This is a genomic window from Streptomyces erythrochromogenes (genome assembly GCF_040684695.1).
Lineage (GTDB): Bacteria > Actinomycetota > Actinomycetes > Streptomycetales > Streptomycetaceae > Streptomyces > Streptomyces erythrochromogenes_C.
In genome coordinates this window covers 1-17,838 of record NZ_JBFBGM010000022.1, presented here as the reverse complement: position 1 = coordinate 17,838, position 17,838 = coordinate 1, and the positions used below count along the sequence as shown (strand labels likewise).

Here is a 17,838-nt window from a genome sequence, read left to right as displayed (position 1 = left end):
TGGGCGGGTGGACGTGCCGCAGCTGCTCCTGGTGGGTCTGGTGCTGCTGTTCGGGCTGGTCGGGGTCCTGGTTCCCGGTGTGCCGGGGACCTTGCTGGTGTGGGCGGGTCTGCTGTGGTGGGCGCTGCACGAGCGGTCGGCGCTGTCGTGGTCCCTGCTGGTCGCGGCGACGGCCCTGCTGCTGGTGGTGCAGGTGGTGAAGTGGCAGCTGCCGCCCCGACGGCCGCGCGGGCTGCCGGCCACCCCCCGGACGGCGGCCTTCGCGGGCGCGGGCGCGCTGCTGGGCTTCGTCCTGGTCCCCGTGGTGGGGGCGGTCCCGGGTTTCGTGGGCGGCGTCTATCTCTGCGAGCGGCTGCGGCTGGGCGGGCACGGCGACGCCTGGGCGTCGACGCGGGCGGTGATGCGGGCGGTGGGCACGAGCGTGCTGGTGGAGCTGTTCGGGTGCCTGCTGGTGGTGGGGGCGTGGGTGGGCGCGGTGGCCGCCGAGTAGGCCCCTGCCGGATCGGGGCCCTGTTCAGGCGGTCGGCGGGGGTGCGTCGACGGGGGGCGTCGGCGGCGGGCGCCGACGAGCGGACCCCCGCGCAGAGCAAGATCATCAAGGGTGCAGAATGACCCGTATGCCCATAACGAACGCTCCGAAAACGGCAACGGTCGACGATGCGCGCATGGTCGGCCGCACCCTGGCCGCCGCCTTCGACGACGACCCGATGATGCGCTGGTTCTTCCCCGACGACGCCTCCCGCGGGGCGGGACTGAACCGCTACTTCACCACGCTGTTCACCCGGCAGTACGTCCGGCACGGCGTGTGCGAGCGCACCGACGCCGCGGCCTCCTTCTGGGTGGCGCCCGAGGGGCGGGCGAAGGCCGTGCCCGACGCGGAGACCGTCCGGGAGCTCCAGGACATCCTCGGCGACCGGGCCGCGCTGTTCCGGGAGGCCGTCGAGGAGGCCGCGAAGCACTCCCCGACGGAGCCGCACTGGTACCTGGCGGTGGTCGGCGCCGACCCCGCCGCCCGCGGCCGGGGGCACGGGGCGGCCCTGCTGCGCTCGGGCCTGGCCCAGGCGGATGCGGCGGGCCTGCCGGTCTACCTGGAGTCCTCCAAGCCCGACAACCTGCCCTTCTACGAGCACTTCGGCTTCACCGTGCTCGGGGAGGCGCGGCTGCCCGGAGGCGGCCCGGCCCTGTGGGCGATGCGCCGGGCCCCGCGCACCCCGGCCGAGGCCTGACACCGTACGCCGGGCCGGAGGGGTTCGACGGTGAACGCCCTGCGGCCCGGCCGGATACCCTCTCGGTGTTCGAGGCGGTGCCACCGCCTCCGCCCGTCCGGGGAGCCGCCGTGGACACGCCCGCACCGGACCGGCACGTTCCCGGCCCGCCCGCCGAGCCGTCGGACGCCGGTGAGCCCGCCTGCCTGCTCCACCTGGTCTGCGACGCCTGCGGACGCCTCGGCACCGACCGCTCCCGCGACGCCCGCTCCTGCACCGCCTGCGGCGCCCCGCTCCCGGACACGCCCTGAAGGACGTCTCAGGTCTGCCGGACCGGTCCGGTGCCCGGGTCGAGGGGGCCGGTCCAGTGCGCGCCGTCGTGGGTGATGACGTCGGGCACGACCTCCAGGTCGAGCTGGTCGACGCCCGCCTTGGGGATGTCGAACACGTACGTCACGGTCGCGGACCGGCCGGGGCTGATGCTGCCCTCGAAGCCGGCGCCGATGCCCTTCGCGGTGTCGAAGACCCGCTCGGCCTGCTCGCCCGCCTTCCCGTACTTCGCGTACACGGCGACCAACGCCGTTGCGAAGGCCTCGGTGGTCGCGTTCTTCAGCGTGACCTTCCAGGCCACCGCCTGGTTGCCCGGACGGTGGCCCGCGGAGGTGGCGCTCGGGGTGAAGGCGGTGGGCCGGGCGACCGTGACGGCCAGACCGTCGCCGTAGGTCCTGGTCTCCCCCCAGGTGAGGGTCGAGGGGCCGGCCACGTGCTGGACGGCCCCGGCGTTCGTGGCGAACCCGAGTGTCAACACGCTCGCCATGACCGAGCACGCGGCCAGCCGCCTGCCCGTACGGACCGCTCTCGGGCGTTGGATGGTGTCCATGCATCCAGCATCGGCCCAGCCGCCACGACCCGCGCGGCAGGCGCCCGCCCGGTCCGCGGCGGGGTCCGTCCGCCCCCGGACCGGGGACCGGGGGCGGACGGGGACCGGGTCAGACCCGGCCGCCGCGCTTGGCGGAGTAGTTGGCCCGGCCCTCGGCCGACTTCAGCCGCCAGTCGCGGCGGATCTCCGACCGCAGCCGGGCGTCGGTCTTGGCCACGATCCGCTGGTTCTCGCGCAGGAGCTTGCGGTAGCTCTCCAGGCGCCGCTCCGGCAGGGCCCCCGATTCCAGCGCGGCGAGCACCGCGCAGCCCGGCTCCGCCTCGTGGGCGCAGTCGTGGAAGCGGCAGTCGGCGGCGTAGTCCTCGATCTCGGAGAAGACCTGCCCGACCCCCGCCTCCGCGTCGAACAGCCCGACGCCGCGCAGGCCCGGGGTGTCGATGAGGACCCCTCCGCCCGGCAGGACGAGGAGGTTGCGGGTGGTCGTGGTGTGCCGGCCCTTGCCGTCGATGTCACGGGTGGCCTGGACCTCCATGACGTCCGAGCCGAGCAGCGCGTTCGCCAGGGTGGACTTGCCGGCGCCGGAGACGCCCAGCAGGACGCTCGTGCCGGAGGCGACGATCGCACCGAGGACGTCGGTGCCCTCCCCGGTGTGGGAGGAGACCGTGAGGACCTGGACGCCCGGGGCGGTGGTCTCCACGTCCTGGACCAGGTGCCCGAGGGTGACCGGGTCCGGGACCAGGTCCGCCTTGGTGAGGACGACCAGCGGCTGCGCCCCCGACTCCCAGGCCAGGGCCAGGAAGCGCTCGATGCGCCCCAGGTCGAGTTCGACGGCGAGGGAGACGGCGATGATCGCGTGGTCGACGTTCGCGGCGAGGATCTGCCCCTCGGACCGCTGCGACGAGGTGGAGCGTACGAAGGCGGTCCGGCGCGGCAGGTACGCCTTGACGTACCGCGGGTTGCCCGCCGTCTCGACGGCGGCCCAGTCACCGGTGCAGATGACGCGCAGCGGGTCGTGGGGGGTGACGAAGGCGGTGTCGGCGCGGACGATGCCGTCGGCGGTCAGGACGTCGCACTGACCGCGGTCGACGCGTACGACCCGGCCGGGCACGAGGCCCTGCTCGGCGTACGGGGTGAATTCGGCAGCCCACGCGTCGTCCCAGCCGAGGGGGGTGAGGGTGTGCGCGAGGGAGGCCTGCGGGAAAGCGTTGAAAGACAAGGGGAACCCTTCACAGGGTGGCCCCGGCCGCACGCGCCCGCTCTGCGGCGGCGCGTGGAGAGGAAGGTGAGGTCAGCCGGAGACCACGGGGGTGACATCGATGGTCTTCTGAGTGCGGGCAGCGCCCTGCGCAACGACAGTCATCAATGAACTCACCTCCGGGTCATGCACGTGGCCGTGGTCCCTCACCACTCGGTGGGAACGGACCGACTTTAACAAGCCCGCTCCCGCGGGGGCCACTTGTTTTTCCGCGCGGGTTTCCGGTCCCGGTTTCGCGGGCCGTCAGGCGGGGGCCGGGGCGACCCGCCGGGCCAGGACCTGTCCCGGCCAGTCCCCGGCGAGGAAGCGCTCGGTGGGGGCGAAGCCGTTGCGCTCGTAGAACGCGACCAGTTCGCCACCGCCGCCCGCCCAGCAGTCGACCCGCAGGAGGGCGACGCCGGCCCGCCGGGTCTCCTCGGCGGCGTGCGCGAGCAGCGCCGCCCCGATGCCCCGGCCCGCGTACCGCCGGTCGGAGACCAGCAGCCGCACGTACCGTTCGGGCTCCCCGGCCGGCGCGATCGGCAGTTGCGGGCTGGGCCCGTGGTCCAGCACCAGGCCCCCGACGGGCACCCCGTCCAGCTCCGCGACGTACGGGGTGTTCTCGGTCGTGTACCGCTCGACCCGCTCCGGCCCGCCGGGGCGCCGCGAGTACGGTGTCGTGCCCCACTGCTCGGTGTTGCCGCGGGCGTTCATCCAGGCCACGGCCGAGTCGAGCATGTCCAGCAGGGCCGGCGCGTCCGCCGGGCCACCGGGCCGGATCCGTATCGCGTGTGCGGTGTCGTTCACGGCGAAAGCCTATGCGGAACCGAGCCTCGCGGGGCGGGGCAGGGTCCGGGCGCGGTGCGGGTTCCCTCGCGGGAGGCCGGGCGGGATCCGGGCCCGGTGGCGGCCGGGTCGCGGTGCCGATTCCCTCTCGGGAGGCCGGGCGGGATTCAGCATCGTGCGGGCGGGTCGCGGTGCCGCCGAGGGGTATCTCCTCGGCTCGGCGCGTGCGGGCACTTCGCGGCTGTGCAGGGTGGTCGCGCCTCGTCCTGCGGGGACACCCCTCACCGTCCCCACTCCGACAGCGCGGGCCCGGTTCCGGGAAACACCGAAGCCTGGGCGTGGGGCGGGGACACGGCGGAGTGTCCCCGCAGGACGAGCGCGCAACCACCGCCCGACAGCCGCGACAGGCCCGCACGCGCCGAGCCGAGGAGACACTCCGGCGGGGCACCGCCCCACCCCTCGCATCCCGCCCCGCGGAAACCCGGCCCCATTCAGCCTCGCCGGCGATTGAGGCGCGGGGTCCGGGGCCGAGCCCCGGGAACACCCCGGCCCCGCCCCGCGGAAACCCCGCAACCCCGGCGGGAGCCGAAGGGCGGGAGCCGGAGCCGGTACAAGCCGTGGCCGGATCTGGCGCGTCGTCAGCCCGTCCGGCGGTGTCCGTTTCGTTCAAGACCGGCGGGGCCACCCGTGCCTAGCCTGCCGGCATGACTCCACGACTCGACATGATCGGCATGGTGGTCTCCGACATGGCCGCCTCGCTCGCCTTCTACCGCCGCCTCGGCCTGGACGTCCCGGCCGAGGCCGACCGCCTCCCCCACGTAGAGGCCACGCTGCCGGGCGGGCTGCGGATCGGCTGGGACACCGAGGAGACCGTGCGTTCCTTCGACCCCTCCTGGGCCCCGCCCACCGGCGACGGCCGCCGTGACCTGGCCTTCCTGTGCGACTCCCCCGCCGAGGTGGACGCCCTGTACGACGACCTGACCCGGGCCGGCCACCGCGGTCACCTGAAGCCGTGGGACGCCTTCTGGGGCCAGCGCTACGCCGTGGTCCTCGACCCGGACGGCTGCGGCGTCTCCCTCTTCGCCCCGAACCCGCCCCCCGAGTAGGCGGTCAGCGTCGTCCCGGCCAGTGCGCGCACCTCGCGGGCGAGGTGCGCCTGGTCGGCGTAGCCCGCCGCGTACGCGACCTCGGCGTAGGGCAGGCCCCGGTCCGCCAGGGCCAGCGCCCGCCGCAGCCGCAGGATCCGGCCGAGCGTGCGCGGCCCGTACCCGAAGACGTCCAGGCAGCGCCGGTGCAGCTGCCGTTCCCCCATGCCGGCGGCTGCCGCGATCGCCGTCACCGCCCGTCCGGCCCGGAGCCCGGCGACGACCTCGGCGGCGAGGGGATCGGGCGGCCCGGCCGCGTCGGCGCGCGCCCGGGCCAGCGCTTCGAGCCCCGCGCGCGGATCTCCGTACCCGGCGACCAGTCCGGTGAGGCGGCGCACCTCGCGGGCGGGCCACAGGTCGGCGAGCCCGACGCGCAGGTCCCGCAGGGCGTGCGCCGGTACGCCGAGCAGGCCGGGCGCGGTGCCGGGCGCGAGCCGGATCCCGGCGACGGCCCCGGCGTGGACCTCCCCGGCCGGGTGCGGCCCTGTGTCGGGTCCGGCCACCAGGAGCCGCCCGTCGGCCCAGAGCAGGTCCATGCACCCGTCGGGCAGTACCACCCCGCCGCCGCCCGAGGTGCGCCACAGCACGGCGCCGGGCATCCCGGCCGACGGCGTCTCCTCGTACACGGCACCAGGCTACGCCCGGCCCTGCGGTCGTCAGTGCTTGCGCAGGCGCGAGGAGTAGTCCTCGGGCGGCAGGAACTTCGACCAGCGTTCGGGGAACTCCGACGGCATGCCCTCGTCCTCGTCGTCCTCCGACTCGCCCTCCGCCATCGCCCGCCAGGCGGCGGCCCGCGCGATCAGCTGCGCCGCCTCCGCCTCGCGGGCCCGCTCGTTCGCCTCGCGCGCCGCCGCCGTGGCCACCGAGGGCCAGACGCGGTCGATCGCGGCGTTGACGGCGGCGCCGACGAGCACCGCGAAGGCCGAGATGCCGATCCAGAGCAGGACGGCGACGGGCGCGGCCAGGGAGCCGTAGATGGTCGGCCCCTCCACGGTGTTGGTGAGGTAGATCCGCAGCAGGAACGAGCCCAGCACCCACATCGCCAGGGCGACCAGCGCGCCCGGCACGTCCTCGATCCACGGTGAGCGCACGGGCACGGACACGTGGTACAGCGTGGTCAGGAAGGCGATGGACAGCAGGGTGACGGTCGGCCAGTACAGGACGGCGATCACCTCGGTGCCCCACGGCACCAGCCGGACGACGGCGTCCGGCCCCACCACCATCAGCGGCAGCACGATCGCGCCGATCAGCAGGGCGATGATGTAGAGGAGGAAGGCCAGCAGCCGGGTCTTGACGATGCCGCGCTGCCCGTCGAGCCCGTACATCACGGTGATGGTGTCGATGAAGACGTTGACGGCCCGGGATCCGGACCACAGGGCGAAGGCGAAACCGAGGGAGATCAGGTCGGGCCGGCCGCTGCGGGTGACGTCGTCCAGCAGGGGTCTGGCGATGTCGTTGACGCCGCGGTCGGACAGGACCGTGCCGACCGCGCGCAGGATGTTCTCCTCGATGCTCTCCACGGTGCGGGTGTCCGTCCACCCGTCGACGTAGCCGAGCAGGCCCAGCAGGCCCAGGAACAGCGGGGGCAGGGAGAGCAGGGTGAAGAACGCCGCCTCGGCCGCGAGTCCGAGGATCCGGTACTCGATGCACGAGTTGACGGTGTCCTTCAACAACAGCCAGCCCATCTTCCGCTTCGATACGTTGCGGTAGAGGGCGCGGGCCCGGTGGAGCCGTCCTGGGATCCGCTCGGGTGTTTCTTTTGCTGGCTGCACGTCCTTACGGTATCCGCATGGCAGCCACCACCCACACAGTCAGCAACCAGGCCCCGCCGCTGGTCGGCCACGACGTCTACGGCGGCGATCGGGCCCTGACCGAGGGCGTCGAGCGTCACCTGGCGTCCGCGGATCCCGAACTCCTCGGCGAGGTACGGGAGGAGCTCACGGACCTCGGGCGCGCGGCCGGTTCCGCGCAGGCCCAGGAATGGGGCGCGCAGGCGAACGAGAACCCTCCGAAACTGCGCACGCACGACCGGTACGGGAACCGCGTCGACGAGGTGGAGTTCCACCCTGCGTGGCACCGGCTGCTCGGGCACGCCGTGGGCTCCGGGCTGACGGACGCCTGGGGGCGCCCGGCCGGGCACCTGCGCCGGGCGGCCGGATTCTTCCTGTGGTCGCAGGCCGAGGCGGGCCACGGGTGCCCGGTCTCGATGACGCACGCGGCCGTGCCGGCCCTGCGGGCCGATCCGTCGATCGCGGCGGAATGGGAGCCTCGGCTGACCTCGCACGTGTACGAGCAGGGGCTGCGGCCGGCCGCGCAGAAGGCCGGTGTGCTCTTCGGGATGGGCATGACCGAGAAGCAGGGCGGCAGCGACGTACGGGCGAACACGACGACCGCCGTGCCGCTGGACGCGTCCGGCGAGTACCTGCTGACCGGGCACAAGTGGTTCTGCTCGGCGCCGATGTGCGACGGCTTCCTGGTGCTGGCGCAGGCACCGGGCGGGCTGACCTGCTTCCTCGTGCCGCGGGTGCTGGAGGACGGCACGCGCAACGTCTTCGCCATCCAGCGGCTGAAGGACAAGCTGGGCAACAAGTCGAACGCGTCGAGCGAGGTCGAGTTCGACGGGACCTGGGCGCGGCGGGTCGGCGAGGAGGGCCGCGGGGTGCGGACCATCATCGAGATGGTCGCGGCGACCCGGCTGGACTGCGTCATCGGCTCGGCCGCGCTGATGCGTCAGGCGCTGACGCAGGCCGTACACCATGCGGAGCACCGCTCTGCTTTCGGAGCACTGCTCATCGACCAGCCGCTGATGCGCAACGTCCTCGCGGACCTCGCCCTGGAGTCGGAGGCCGCCACCACCCTGACGCTGCGCCTGGCCTCCGCCTATGACGCCGGGACCGAGCAGGAGAAGGCCTTCCTGCGCCTCGCGGTGCCCGCCGCCAAGTACTGGGTGACCAAGCGCTGTACGCCGATGGTCGCCGAGGCCCTGGAGTGTCTGGGCGGCAACGGCTACGTCGAGGAGTCCGGGCTGCCGAGACTGCTGCGCGAATCCCCGCTGAACTCCATCTGGGAGGGCTCGGGCAACGTCCAGGCCCTGGACGTACTGCGCGCCCTCCAGCGGGAGCCGCAGGCGCTGAACGCCTTCCTCCAGGAGGTGGGCCTGGCCCGCGGCGCCGACCACCGGCTGGATTCGGCCATCAAGGACCTGCTGACGGATCTCGCCGATCTGGAGGGCATCGAGGCGCGGGCCCGCCGGGTCGTGGAGCGCATGGCCCTGGTGCTGCAGGGATCGCTGCTGGTCCGGTGGGCTCCGCCGGCGGTCGCGGACGCGTTCTGCGCCTCGCGGCTGGGCGGCGACTGGGGCACGGCCTTCGGCACGCTGCCGCACAGCCTGGACCTGCGCACGGTCGTGGAACGGGCGCGGATCACGGGCTAGGGAGGAGCCCCCGTCGGGCTCCCCTGCGGTCCCCAAACCGCTCCGAGCCGGGATCCGGGCCCGTCGACCGGCTCAGAGGTGGCGCCGCGCCGACTCGGCACCACCTCTGAACCGAAGCCCCGAGGAGGAGCTGTCACGCCGCTCGGGCGACGTCCGGACATTTTCGGTCGGACGACCGGGACTTGGCGAGAGTTGCATAGCGTTGCAACCTTTGAGTCGGCAGCCGCCCGTCGGGGCCGCCGGGGGAAGCGGCCCCGAGGCACCTGCGGACCGCCGGGCGGCCGGCGTCGTACGTCCTGTTCGCACGGGGAGGTTCCGGTGGCCGACACCACAGGCATGACGGTCGATGTGGCACGCATCTCGGCCATGCACCCTCAGGAGGCCACGCGTCTGCTCAAGGGGGTGCGGGCGGCCGCGCTGGCGGGCGACCGCCCGCCGGCCGCGCCCCGGCCGGAGATCGCGGAGTCCTGGCGCCGGATGCTGGCCGGCGGCGTGCACCCGGACCGGGACGCGCGCTCGCGGATGCTGTCGGCCGCCGAGACGGAGGAGCGGCGCCTGGTCTCGCCGCTGCGGGAGGTGCTGCCCGTACTGCGCGAGGGCCTGCTGCCCGCGCTCGACGGGGCGCTCCACATCATGGTCGTCGCGGACGCGGACGGGCGGCTGCTGTGGCGGGAGGGCCACAGCTCCATCCTGCGCAAGGCGGACCGGCTCGGCTTCGCGGTCGGCGCGGACTGGGACGAGGCCGTGGTCGGCACGAACGGCGTGGGGACCGCCCTGGTGGCCCGGCGGCCGGTGCAGGTGTTCTCGGCGGAGCACTTCGTCTCCAGCCACCACGACTGGACCTGCGCGGGTGCGCCCGTGCGGGATCCGCGGGACGGGCGGCTGCTGGGCGTGGTCGACGTCAGCGGGCCGCTGGCCACGATGCACCCGGCGACGCTGGCCTGGGTGAGCTCGGTGGCCCGGCTCGCGGAACGGGAGCTGCGGATCCGGCACCTGGAGTCCCTGGAGCGGCTGCGGGCGGTGGCGGCCCCGCTGATGGCCCGGCTGCCGGGGCGGGCGCTGGCCGTGGATCCGCACGGCTGGACAGCCGCGGTGACGGGCCTGGCCCCCGCGGACCGGATCCCGCTGCCGAAGGACCTCGCGCCGGGCCGGGTGTGGGTGCCGCAGCTCGGCGACTGCGTGGCGGAGCCGCTGCCCGGCGGCTGGCTGCTGCGGATCGCACAGGACCGCGCGGGCACGGCGGCGACCCGGGTCGTTCTGGACCTCAGCCGTACGGGTTCGTGGTCGGCGACGGTGTACGGGTCGTCGGGGAGCTGGTCGCAGGAGCTGAGCCCGCGCCACGCGGAGCTGCTGTTCCTGCTGGCGGAGAGCCCGCGGGGGCGCTCGGCGGCGGAGCTGTCCGCGGAGCTGTTCGGGGATCCGAGCCGCACGGTGACGGTCCGGGCGGAGCTGTCGCGCGTACGCCGGCACCTCGCGGGCGTCCTGACCCACCGGCCGTACCGTTTCGCGGAGGACGTGGAGGTGGAACTGATCCGCCCGCAGGACCCGGCCGCGCTGCTGCGTCACTCCACGGCCCCGGCGGTGCAGCGGGCCCGCCTGGGCCGGACGGGACCCGGCATGATTCCCTGAGCTGCATGAGCACCATCACCCTCACCACCTGGTCGCTGGAGATGACCTCTCCGGCGGACCTCGTCCCGGCGGCTCCGGCTGGCCCGGAGATATCCGTCGTGCGGTCGGAGGTCCCCTCCCCCGAGTTCAGCCGCTTCCTCTACGCCTCGGTGGGCGGCGACATCCACTGGACGGACCGGCTGTCCCTCACCCGTGCGCAGTGGGTGGAGCAGCTCGACCGGCCGGGCGTGGAGACGTGGGTCGCGTACGACCGCGGCACGCCGGCGGGGTACGTGGAGCTCGACCCGCAGGACGACGGCGTCGTGGAGATCATGTACTTCGGCCTGCTCCCCGACTTCCGCGGCCGCCGCATCGGCGGGCACCTGCTGACCCTCGGCGTGGAACGGGCCTGGGACCTCGCGTCGCGCTGGCCGCAGCGCGAGGCGACCCGCCGGGTGTGGGTCCACACCTGCAGCCAGGACGGCCCCACCGCGATGAGCAACTACCAGCGCCGCGGCTTCAAGGTCTTCAAGACGGAGACGGAAGAGAAGGAAGAGACCGCGACCCCGGGCCCCTGGCCCGGCGCGTAACGCCTCCGGCGCGGCCCGCCGATCCGGGGCGCTGCCCCCGTTCCCCGGCTGCGGCCCGGCGGGGCTGGGCTGGCTTCGGGGTGGGGCGGTGCCCCTCCGGGGGCTCTCCTCGGCTCGGCGCGTGCGGCCGTGTCCCGGCCAGGCGGCCCGGGTCGCGCGCTCGTCCTGCGGGGAGCCCCCGCAGTGCCCCCACCCCACGGCACCCGGGGTGGGGGTGTGGGGACGGTGGGGGGTGTCCCCGCAGGACGAGCGCGCAACCACCCCGAACGGCCGCGACATCCCCGGACGCGCCGAGCCGAGGAGACACCCCCCGGCGGCCCCGCACCCCCACCCCCCGATCCCGACCCCGCCCGGGGACACCAACCCAGCCCCGCCAGGGGGACACCTCCCAGCGGTAGCCGGGGGAGTTTGAGGCGCGGCCACCGGGCCGCACCCGGAAGACAACCGCACCGCCGCACCGCACGCGCCCGGCCGGGGTCCGCACGTGACCCCTGTCACGCCATCCCATTATTCGGGACCAGTTCGTCCGCATCCTGGACAGTAGTGGACTCCTCCAATCGGCCCATGACACGCTTCCGCCATGAATGGAGCTGGAATTGCCTTGGTGAGTCGGCGGCACGTCGACCTCGGCCGCATGTCCAGCGCCATCTGTCCGGCGTGCTGACGGAACCAGCAACCGCCGCACATCGCCGCAATCCCGGCATCGAAGCCGTGGAAGTGTCGATCATCGCAGTCCCCTGAAGGCCGAATTCCGCCCTGTCCGCCGGTCACCCCCGGCAAGGCGCGGGCAATCAGCCGCACCCGCTCAGCGTCCAGGGGTCACGCCACCCCGCCCGCTTCGCCCGCCCCTGCCCTGAGCCGCCCAAGAAGGACGTACCGCCATGGCCGCCACCCCCGAAACGCCCGCGCCCGCCGCCGCAGCCGCCGCGCGCCGCAAGACCGGCCGTCACCGCGGCGAGGGACAGTGGGCCGTCGGACACCACACCCCCCTCAACGGCAACGAGCAGTTCAAGAAGGACGACGACGGTCTCAATGTGCGGACACGCATTGAGACGATCTACGCCCACCGCGGCTTCGACTCCATCGACCCCAACGACCTTCGCGGCCGTATGCGCTGGTGGGGCCTCTACACCCAGCGCAAGCCCGGGATCGACGGCGGCAAGACCGCGATTCTGGAGCCCGAGGAGCTGGACGACAAGTACTTCATGCTGCGCGTGCGCATCGACGGCGGCCGGCTGACCACCGAGCAGCTGCGCGTCATCGGTGAGATCTCCGAGGAGTTCGCGCGCGGCACCGCCGACCTCACCGACCGCCAGAACGTGCAGTACCACTGGATCCGGATCGAGGACGTCCCGGAGATCTGGCGCCGCCTGGAGGCCGTCGGCCTGTCCACCACCGAGGCCTGCGGTGACACGCCCCGCGTCATCCTCGGCTCGCCCGTCGCCGGCATCGCCCAGGACGAGATCATCGACGGCACGCCCGCCATCGACGAGATCTACCGCCGCATCGTGGGCAACAAGGACTTCTCCAACCTGCCCCGCAAGTTCAAGTCCGCGATCTCCGGCTCGCCGCTCCTCGACGTGGCGCACGAGATCAACGACATCGCGTTCGTGGGCGTGAACCACCCCGAGCACGGTCCCGGCTTCGACGTCTGGGTCGGCGGCGGCCTGTCCACCAACCCCAAGCTCGGCGTGCGCCTGGGCACCTGGGTCTCGCTCGCCGAGGTCCCGGACGTGTACGAGGGCGTCATCTCGATCTTCCGTGACTACGGCTACCGCCGGCTGCGCACCCGCGCCCGCCTGAAGTTCCTCGTCGCCGACTGGGGCGCGGCCAAGTTCCGCCAGGTCCTGGAGGACGAGTACCTGGGGCGCAAGCTGACCGACGGCCCCGCCCCCGAGCAGCCCTCCGGCCAGTGGCGCGACCACGTCGGCGTCCACCAGCAGCAGGACGGCAGGTTCTACGTCGGCTTCGCGCCCCGCGTGGGCCGCGTGGACGGCGCCACCCTGACCAAGATCGCGGACATCGCGGAGCAGCACGGCTCCGGCCGGCTGCGCACCACCGCCGAGCAGAAGATGATCGTGCTCGACATCGAGTCCGACCGGGTCGACTCGGTCGTCGAGGCGCTGGAGGCGCTGGACCTGCGGGTCAAGCCGTCCCCGTTCCGCCGCGGCACGATGGCCTGCACCGGCATCGAGTTCTGCAAGCTGGCCATCGTCGAGACGAAGGCGCGCGGCGCCTCGCTGATCGACGAACTGGAGCGCCGCCTGCCGGACTTCGCCGAGCCGCTGACCATCAACATCAACGGCTGCCCGAACGCCTGCGCCCGTATCCAGGTGGCGGACATCGGTCTCAAGGGCCAGCTGGTCCTGGACGACGACGGCAACCAGGTGGAGGGCTACCAGGTCCACCTGGGCGGCGCCCTCGGCCTGGAGGCCGGCTTCGGCCGCAAGGTCCGCGGCCTCAAGGTCACCTCGGCCGGTCTGCCCGACTACGTCGAGCGGGTCGTCAAGAGCTACGAGGAGCAGCGCGAGGACGGCGAGCGCTTCGCGGCCTGGGTCGCCCGCGCGGACGAGAAGAGCCTCTCGTGAGCGAGCGAGCCGCACCGTTCTACTGCCCCTACTGCGGCGACGAGGACCTGTTCCCCCACGAGACGGGTCACGGCGCGTGGGAGTGCAGGGCCTGCAACCGGGCCTTCCAGCTGAAGTACCTCGGGCTGCTGGCCCGGGGCGTCCGGTCCGATGCGGCGGGATCTCCGGAATCAGGGGGAGGCGACGAGATATGACCACCACTCAAGACGCCAGTCTCAGGAACGCGGGCCTGAAGGCCGCGACCCTGAAGGAGCTGGCCGAGCAGGCGGGCCGCGACCTGGAGGACGCCTCCGCGCCGGACATCCTGCGCTGGGCGGCCGAGACCTTCGGCGGGAAGTTCGCCGTGACCTCCTCCATGGAGGACGCGGTCGTCGCCCACCTGGCCTCGCGGGTCTTCCCCGGTGTGGACGTGGTCTTCCTCGACACGGGCTACCACTTCGAGGAGACCATCGGCACCCGGGACGCGGTCGAAGCGGTGATGGACGTCAACGTCATCACGCTGACCCCGCGTCAGAGCGTGGCCGAGCAGGACGCCGAGTACGGCCCGCGGCTGCACGACCGGGACCCCGACCTGTGCTGCGCGCTGCGCAAGGTCAAGCCGCTGGAAGAGGGCCTGACGGCGTACGACGCGTGGGCGACCGGCCTGCGCCGCGACGAGTCCCCGACCCGGGCGAACACCCCGGTGGTCGGCTGGGACGAGAAGCGGCAGAAGGTCAAGGTGTCGCCGATCGCCCGCTGGACGCAGGACGACGTGGACGCGTACGTCGCCGAGCACGGCGTACTCACCAACCCGCTGCTGATGGACGGCTACGCATCCGTCGGCTGCGCCCCCTGCACCCGCCGCGTGGCGGAGGGCGAGGACGCGCGGGCCGGCCGCTGGGCCGGGCGGGGCAAGACCGAGTGCGGACTGCACGGCTGATGACGACCGGCGAAGAGTTCGAAGACCTTACGGAGACAGAGCAGATGAGCGTGAGCGACCAGGGCGCCACCGTGTGGCTGACCGGGCTGCCGAGCGCGGGCAAGACCACCATCGCCTACGCGCTGGCCGAGCGGCTGCGCGCCGAGGGCCACCGCGTGGAGGTGCTCGACGGCGACGAGATCCGCGAGTTCCTCTCCGCCGGCCTGGGCTTCACCCGCGAGGACCGGCACACCAACGTGCAGCGGATCGGCTTCGTCGCCGAACTCCTCGCGAGCAACGGCGTCAAGGCGCTGGTGCCGGTGATCGCGCCGTTCGCGGACAGCCGCGAGGCCGTGCGCAAGCGGCACGCCGCCGAGGGCACCTCGTACCTGGAGGTGCACGTGGCCACCCCGGTCGAGGTGTGCTCCGAGCGTGACGTGAAGGGTCTGTACGCCAAGCAGGCGGCGGGCGAGATCTCCGGTCTGACCGGGGTCGACGACCCGTACGAGGCGCCGGAGTCCCCGGACCTCCGTATCGAGTCGCACACGCAGACCGTGCAGGAGTCGGCCTCGGCCCTGCACGCGCTGCTCACCGAGAGGGGTCTGGCATGACGACGACCGTCGCACACATCCACGGCGAGACGGACGCGCCCTACGCGCTGTCGCACCTCGACGCCCTCGAGTCCGAGGCCGTGCACATCTTCCGCGAGGTGGCGGGCGAGTTCGAGAAGCCGGTGATCCTCTTCTCCGGCGGCAAGGACTCCATCGTCATGCTGCACCTGGCGCTGAAGGCGTTCGCGCCGGCGCCCGTGCCCTTCGCGCTGCTGCACGTCGACACGGGCCACAACTTCCCCGAGGTGCTGGAGTACCGCGACCGCACCGTCGCCGAGCACGGGCTGCGCCTGCACGTGGCGTCCGTCCAGGACTACATCGACGCGGGCAAGCTGCGCGAGCGCCCCGACGGCACCCGCAACCCGCTGCAGACCGTCCCGCTGACGGAGGCGATCCAGGAGCTGAAGTTCGACGCCGTGTTCGGCGGCGGGCGCCGTGACGAGGAGAAGGCCCGCGCCAAGGAGCGGGTGTTCTCCCTGCGCGACGAGTTCTCCCAGTGGGACCCGCGCCGCCAGCGCCCCGAGCTGTGGCAGCTCTACAACGGCCGCCACGCCCCGGGCGAGCACGTGCGCGTCTTCCCGCTCTCCAACTGGACCGAGCTGGACGTGTGGCAGTACATCGCCCGCGAGGGCATCGAGCTGCCGGAGATCTACTTCGCCCACGAGCGGGAGGTCTTCAAGCGCAACGGCATGTGGCTGACGGCCGGCGAGTGGGGCGGACCGAAGGAGAACGAGACGCCCGAGACGCGGCTCGTCCGCTACCGCACCGTCGGCGACATGTCCTGCACCGGCGCCGTCGACTCCGACGCCGTCACGCTCGACGCGGTGATCGCCGAGATCGCCGTCTCCCGCCTCACCGAGCGGGGCGCGACCCGCGCCGACGACAAGATGTCCGAGGCCGCGATGGAAGACCGCAAGCGCGAAGGGTACTTCTAGACATGACCAGCACCACCGATCAGGTCTCCGGGCGGGGCGACCTCGCGGCGACCACCCTGCTGCGCTTCGCGACCGCCGGCTCCGTCGACGACGGCAAGTCCACCCTGGTGGGCCGGCTGCTGCACGACTCCAAGTCGGTCCTGACCGACCAGATGGAGGCCGTCGAGGCCGTCTCCGCCCAGCGCGGCCAGGAGGCCCCCGACCTGGCGCTGCTCACCGACGGCCTGCGGGCCGAGCGGGAGCAGGGCATCACCATCGACGTCGCGTACCGCTACTTCGCCACCGCGCGCCGCCGGTTCATCCTCGCGGACACCCCCGGGCACGTGCAGTACACCCGGAACATGGTGACCGGCGCCTCCACCGCCGACCTGGCCGTGGTCCTCGTCGACGCCCGCAACGGCGTGATCGAGCAGACCCGCCGGCACGCGGCCGTCGCGGCCCTGCTGCGCGTCCCGCACGTGGTCCTCGCCGTGAACAAGATGGACCTCGTCGGCTACCAGGAGTCGGTCTTCGCCGCGATCGCGGAGGAGTTCACCGCCTACGCCTCGGACCTGGGCGTCCCGGAGATCACTGCGATCCCGATCTCGGCCCTGGCCGGCGACAACGTGGTGGAGCCGTCCGCGAACATGGACTGGTACGGCGGCCCGACGGTGCTGGAGCACCTGGAGACCGTCCCGGTCAGCCACGACCTCACGGCCTGCCCGGCGCGTTTCCCGGTGCAGTACGTGATCCGCCCGCAGTCCGCGGAGCACCCCGACTACCGGGGCTACGCGGGCCAGATCGCCTCCGGCGTGCTGCGCGTCGGCGAGGCCGTCACGGTCCTGCCGTCGGGTCGCACCTCGGTGATCGAGGGCATCGACGCGCTGGGCGAGCCGGTGGACATCGCCTGGGCGCCGCAGTCGGTGACGGTGCGGCTGAAGGACGACATCGACATCTCGCGCGGCGACCTGATCGCGCCGTCCGCGAACGCGCCCGCCACAACGCAGGACGTCGTCGCGACCGTCTGCCACGTGGCCGACCAGCCGCTGTCCGTGGGCGCCCGGGTGCTGATCAAGCACACGACCCGCACGGTCAAGGCGATCGTCAAGGAGATCCCCTCGCGGCTGACCCTGGACGACCTGTCGCAGCACCCGGAGCCGGGGCAGCTCGTGGCCAACGACATCGGCCTCGTGGTCGTCCGTACCGCCGAGCCCCTCGCGCTCGACGCGTACGCCGACTCCCGCCGTACCGGATCGTTCCTGCTCATCGACCCGGCCGACGGCACCACGCTGGCGGCGGGCATGGCGGGCGAGTCCTTCGCCTCCAAGGCCCAGGCGACCGTCCTGCCGGACGACGAGGGCTGGGACTTCTAGGCCGTGTTCACCGATCTCTACTCGACCTTCGCGAAGGAGGGCGGCCGCGTCGGCAGCGGCGCCCTCGGCAGCGGCCAGGGAGGGGTGGCGCGATGTGTGCGATGACCGCCCCCGTCCCCGACGAGCCGTACCTGCCCCCGTCCCACAGACGAAGACCCGCGCCGTAGAACACGGCGCGCCGAGAGGAAGTCCTCCCGTGCCTGCCACCACCCGTACCGCCCTGCGCCGCGGCCTCGCCGCTGCCGCCGCCCTGCCGCTGCTGATCGGCGCCCTCGCCTCCTGCGGCTACGGCTCCCAGGCAGACGGCAAGGGCGACAAGACCGCGAACGCCGCCGCCGGCGGGGACGGCAAGAAGCTGTCGGCGTCGGAGGTCCGTATCGGGTACTTCCCGAACCTGACCCACGCCACCGCCCTGGTCGGCCTCCAGGAGGGCCTGATCCAGAAGGAACTCGGCGGCACGGCGGTCAAGCCGCAGACGTTCAACGCCGGTCCGTCGGAGATCGAGGCGCTCAACGGCGGTTCGCTGGACATCGGTTTCATCGGTCCCTCGCCGTCGATCAACGGCTACGTGAA

20 protein-coding genes are annotated in these 17,838 nt (G+C 73.2%); 15 read left to right on the top strand and 5 right to left on the bottom strand.

Going from position 1 to position 17,838, the window contains the following annotated elements:
- Positions 1-7: 7 nt before the first annotated feature.
- From AB0O53_RS27540 to AB0O53_RS27530, 3 genes are all read left to right on the top strand, one after another.
- A complete protein-coding gene (locus AB0O53_RS27540) occupies positions 8-490 on the top strand; it encodes a DUF456 domain-containing protein (protein ID WP_350992639.1) in 483 nt (160 codons plus the stop codon).
- Positions 491-608: 118 nt separating this feature from the next.
- A complete protein-coding gene (locus AB0O53_RS27535; protein WP_365199035.1) occupies positions 609-1,226 on the top strand; it encodes a GNAT family N-acetyltransferase in 618 nt (205 codons plus the stop codon).
- Positions 1,227-1,336: 110 nt separating this feature from the next.
- Positions 1,337-1,516, top strand: a complete 180-nt coding sequence (locus AB0O53_RS27530) for a hypothetical protein (protein WP_350992643.1) — start codon at positions 1,337-1,339, stop codon at positions 1,514-1,516.
- 8 nt (positions 1,517-1,524) lie between these two features.
- Here AB0O53_RS27530 and AB0O53_RS27525 read toward each other — a convergent pair whose 3' ends face one another.
- The 3 genes from AB0O53_RS27525 to AB0O53_RS27515 all read right to left on the bottom strand — a co-directional run bounded on the left by AB0O53_RS27525 (position 1,525) and on the right by AB0O53_RS27515 (position 4,126).
- Positions 1,525-2,085 (bottom strand): DUF4352 domain-containing protein, encoded by a 561-nt coding sequence (locus AB0O53_RS27525; protein ID WP_350992645.1) that lies wholly within the window; start codon positions 2,083-2,085, stop codon positions 1,525-1,527.
- Positions 2,086-2,194: 109 nt separating this feature from the next.
- On the bottom strand, positions 2,195-3,301 hold the full coding sequence (gene rsgA, locus AB0O53_RS27520) for a ribosome small subunit-dependent GTPase A (RefSeq protein WP_365199030.1): 1,107 nt from the start codon (positions 3,299-3,301) through the stop codon (positions 2,195-2,197).
- Between the two features lie 282 nt (positions 3,302-3,583).
- The gene (locus AB0O53_RS27515) at positions 3,584-4,126 is read right to left on the bottom strand and encodes a GNAT family N-acetyltransferase (protein WP_350992649.1); all 543 of its coding nucleotides are present in this window, start codon (positions 4,124-4,126) and stop codon (positions 3,584-3,586) included.
- A 683-nt stretch (positions 4,127-4,809) separates the two neighbouring features.
- On the opposite strand from AB0O53_RS27515, the gene AB0O53_RS27510 reads away from it, so the two are divergent.
- A complete protein-coding gene (locus tag AB0O53_RS27510; protein WP_350993779.1) occupies positions 4,810-5,211 on the top strand; it encodes a VOC family protein in 402 nt (133 codons plus the stop codon).
- Here AB0O53_RS27510 and AB0O53_RS27505 read toward each other — a convergent pair.
- Positions 5,142-5,876 (bottom strand): helix-turn-helix domain-containing protein, encoded by a 735-nt coding sequence (locus AB0O53_RS27505; protein ID WP_365199026.1) that lies wholly within the window; start codon positions 5,874-5,876, stop codon positions 5,142-5,144. The genes AB0O53_RS27510 and AB0O53_RS27505 overlap by 70 nt on opposite strands.
- Positions 5,877-5,906: 30 nt before the next feature.
- On the bottom strand, positions 5,907-7,022 hold the full coding sequence (locus AB0O53_RS27500; RefSeq protein WP_350993783.1) for a YihY/virulence factor BrkB family protein: 1,116 nt from the start codon (positions 7,020-7,022) through the stop codon (positions 5,907-5,909).
- A 17-nt stretch (positions 7,023-7,039) separates the two neighbouring features.
- On the opposite strand from AB0O53_RS27500, the gene AB0O53_RS27495 reads away from it, so the two are divergent.
- From AB0O53_RS27495 to AB0O53_RS27445, 11 genes are all read left to right on the top strand, one after another.
- On the top strand, positions 7,040-8,683 hold the full coding sequence (locus AB0O53_RS27495; RefSeq protein ID WP_365199023.1) for an acyl-CoA dehydrogenase family protein: 1,644 nt from the start codon (positions 7,040-7,042) through the stop codon (positions 8,681-8,683).
- A 336-nt stretch (positions 8,684-9,019) separates the two neighbouring features.
- The gene (locus AB0O53_RS27490) at positions 9,020-10,312 is read left to right on the top strand and encodes a GAF domain-containing protein (protein WP_365199175.1); all 1,293 of its coding nucleotides are present in this window, start codon (positions 9,020-9,022) and stop codon (positions 10,310-10,312) included.
- Between the two features lie 5 nt (positions 10,313-10,317).
- Positions 10,318-10,881, top strand: coding sequence for a GNAT family N-acetyltransferase (locus AB0O53_RS27485; protein ID WP_350993787.1), 564 nt, complete (start codon positions 10,318-10,320; stop codon positions 10,879-10,881).
- 564 nt (positions 10,882-11,445) lie between these two features.
- On the top strand, positions 11,446-11,622 hold the full coding sequence (locus AB0O53_RS38365; RefSeq protein ID WP_434094411.1) for a hypothetical protein: 177 nt from the start codon (positions 11,446-11,448) through the stop codon (positions 11,620-11,622).
- 140 nt (positions 11,623-11,762) lie between these two features.
- Positions 11,763-13,469 (top strand): nitrite/sulfite reductase, encoded by a 1,707-nt coding sequence (locus AB0O53_RS27475; RefSeq protein WP_365199018.1) that lies wholly within the window; start codon positions 11,763-11,765, stop codon positions 13,467-13,469.
- Positions 13,466-13,663, top strand: a complete 198-nt coding sequence (locus tag AB0O53_RS27470; protein WP_365199015.1) for a hypothetical protein — start codon at positions 13,466-13,468, stop codon at positions 13,661-13,663. The genes AB0O53_RS27475 and AB0O53_RS27470 overlap by 4 nt, the downstream gene beginning before the upstream one ends.
- Positions 13,660-14,388 carry a phosphoadenylyl-sulfate reductase gene (locus tag AB0O53_RS27465; protein WP_365199012.1) on the top strand — a complete coding sequence of 243 codons (729 nt, stop codon included), beginning with the start codon at positions 13,660-13,662 and terminating at the stop codon, positions 14,386-14,388. Before AB0O53_RS27470 ends, AB0O53_RS27465 begins: the two co-directional genes overlap by 4 nt.
- A 44-nt stretch (positions 14,389-14,432) precedes the next feature.
- Positions 14,433-14,978, top strand: a complete 546-nt coding sequence (cysC, locus tag AB0O53_RS27460; protein ID WP_350993795.1) for an adenylyl-sulfate kinase — start codon at positions 14,433-14,435, stop codon at positions 14,976-14,978.
- Complete coding sequence (cysD, locus tag AB0O53_RS27455) at positions 14,975-15,913, top strand: sulfate adenylyltransferase subunit CysD (RefSeq protein WP_365199007.1); 939 nt, start codon at positions 14,975-14,977, stop codon at positions 15,911-15,913. The genes cysC and cysD overlap by 4 nt, the downstream gene beginning before the upstream one ends.
- Positions 15,914-15,915: 2 nt before the next feature.
- Positions 15,916-17,265, top strand: a complete 1,350-nt coding sequence (locus tag AB0O53_RS27450) for a sulfate adenylyltransferase subunit 1 (RefSeq protein ID WP_350993799.1) — start codon at positions 15,916-15,918, stop codon at positions 17,263-17,265.
- 196 nt (positions 17,266-17,461) lie between these two features.
- On the top strand, positions 17,462-17,838 hold a 377-nt coding region (locus AB0O53_RS27445), incomplete at its 3' end, for an ABC transporter substrate-binding protein (RefSeq protein WP_365199004.1).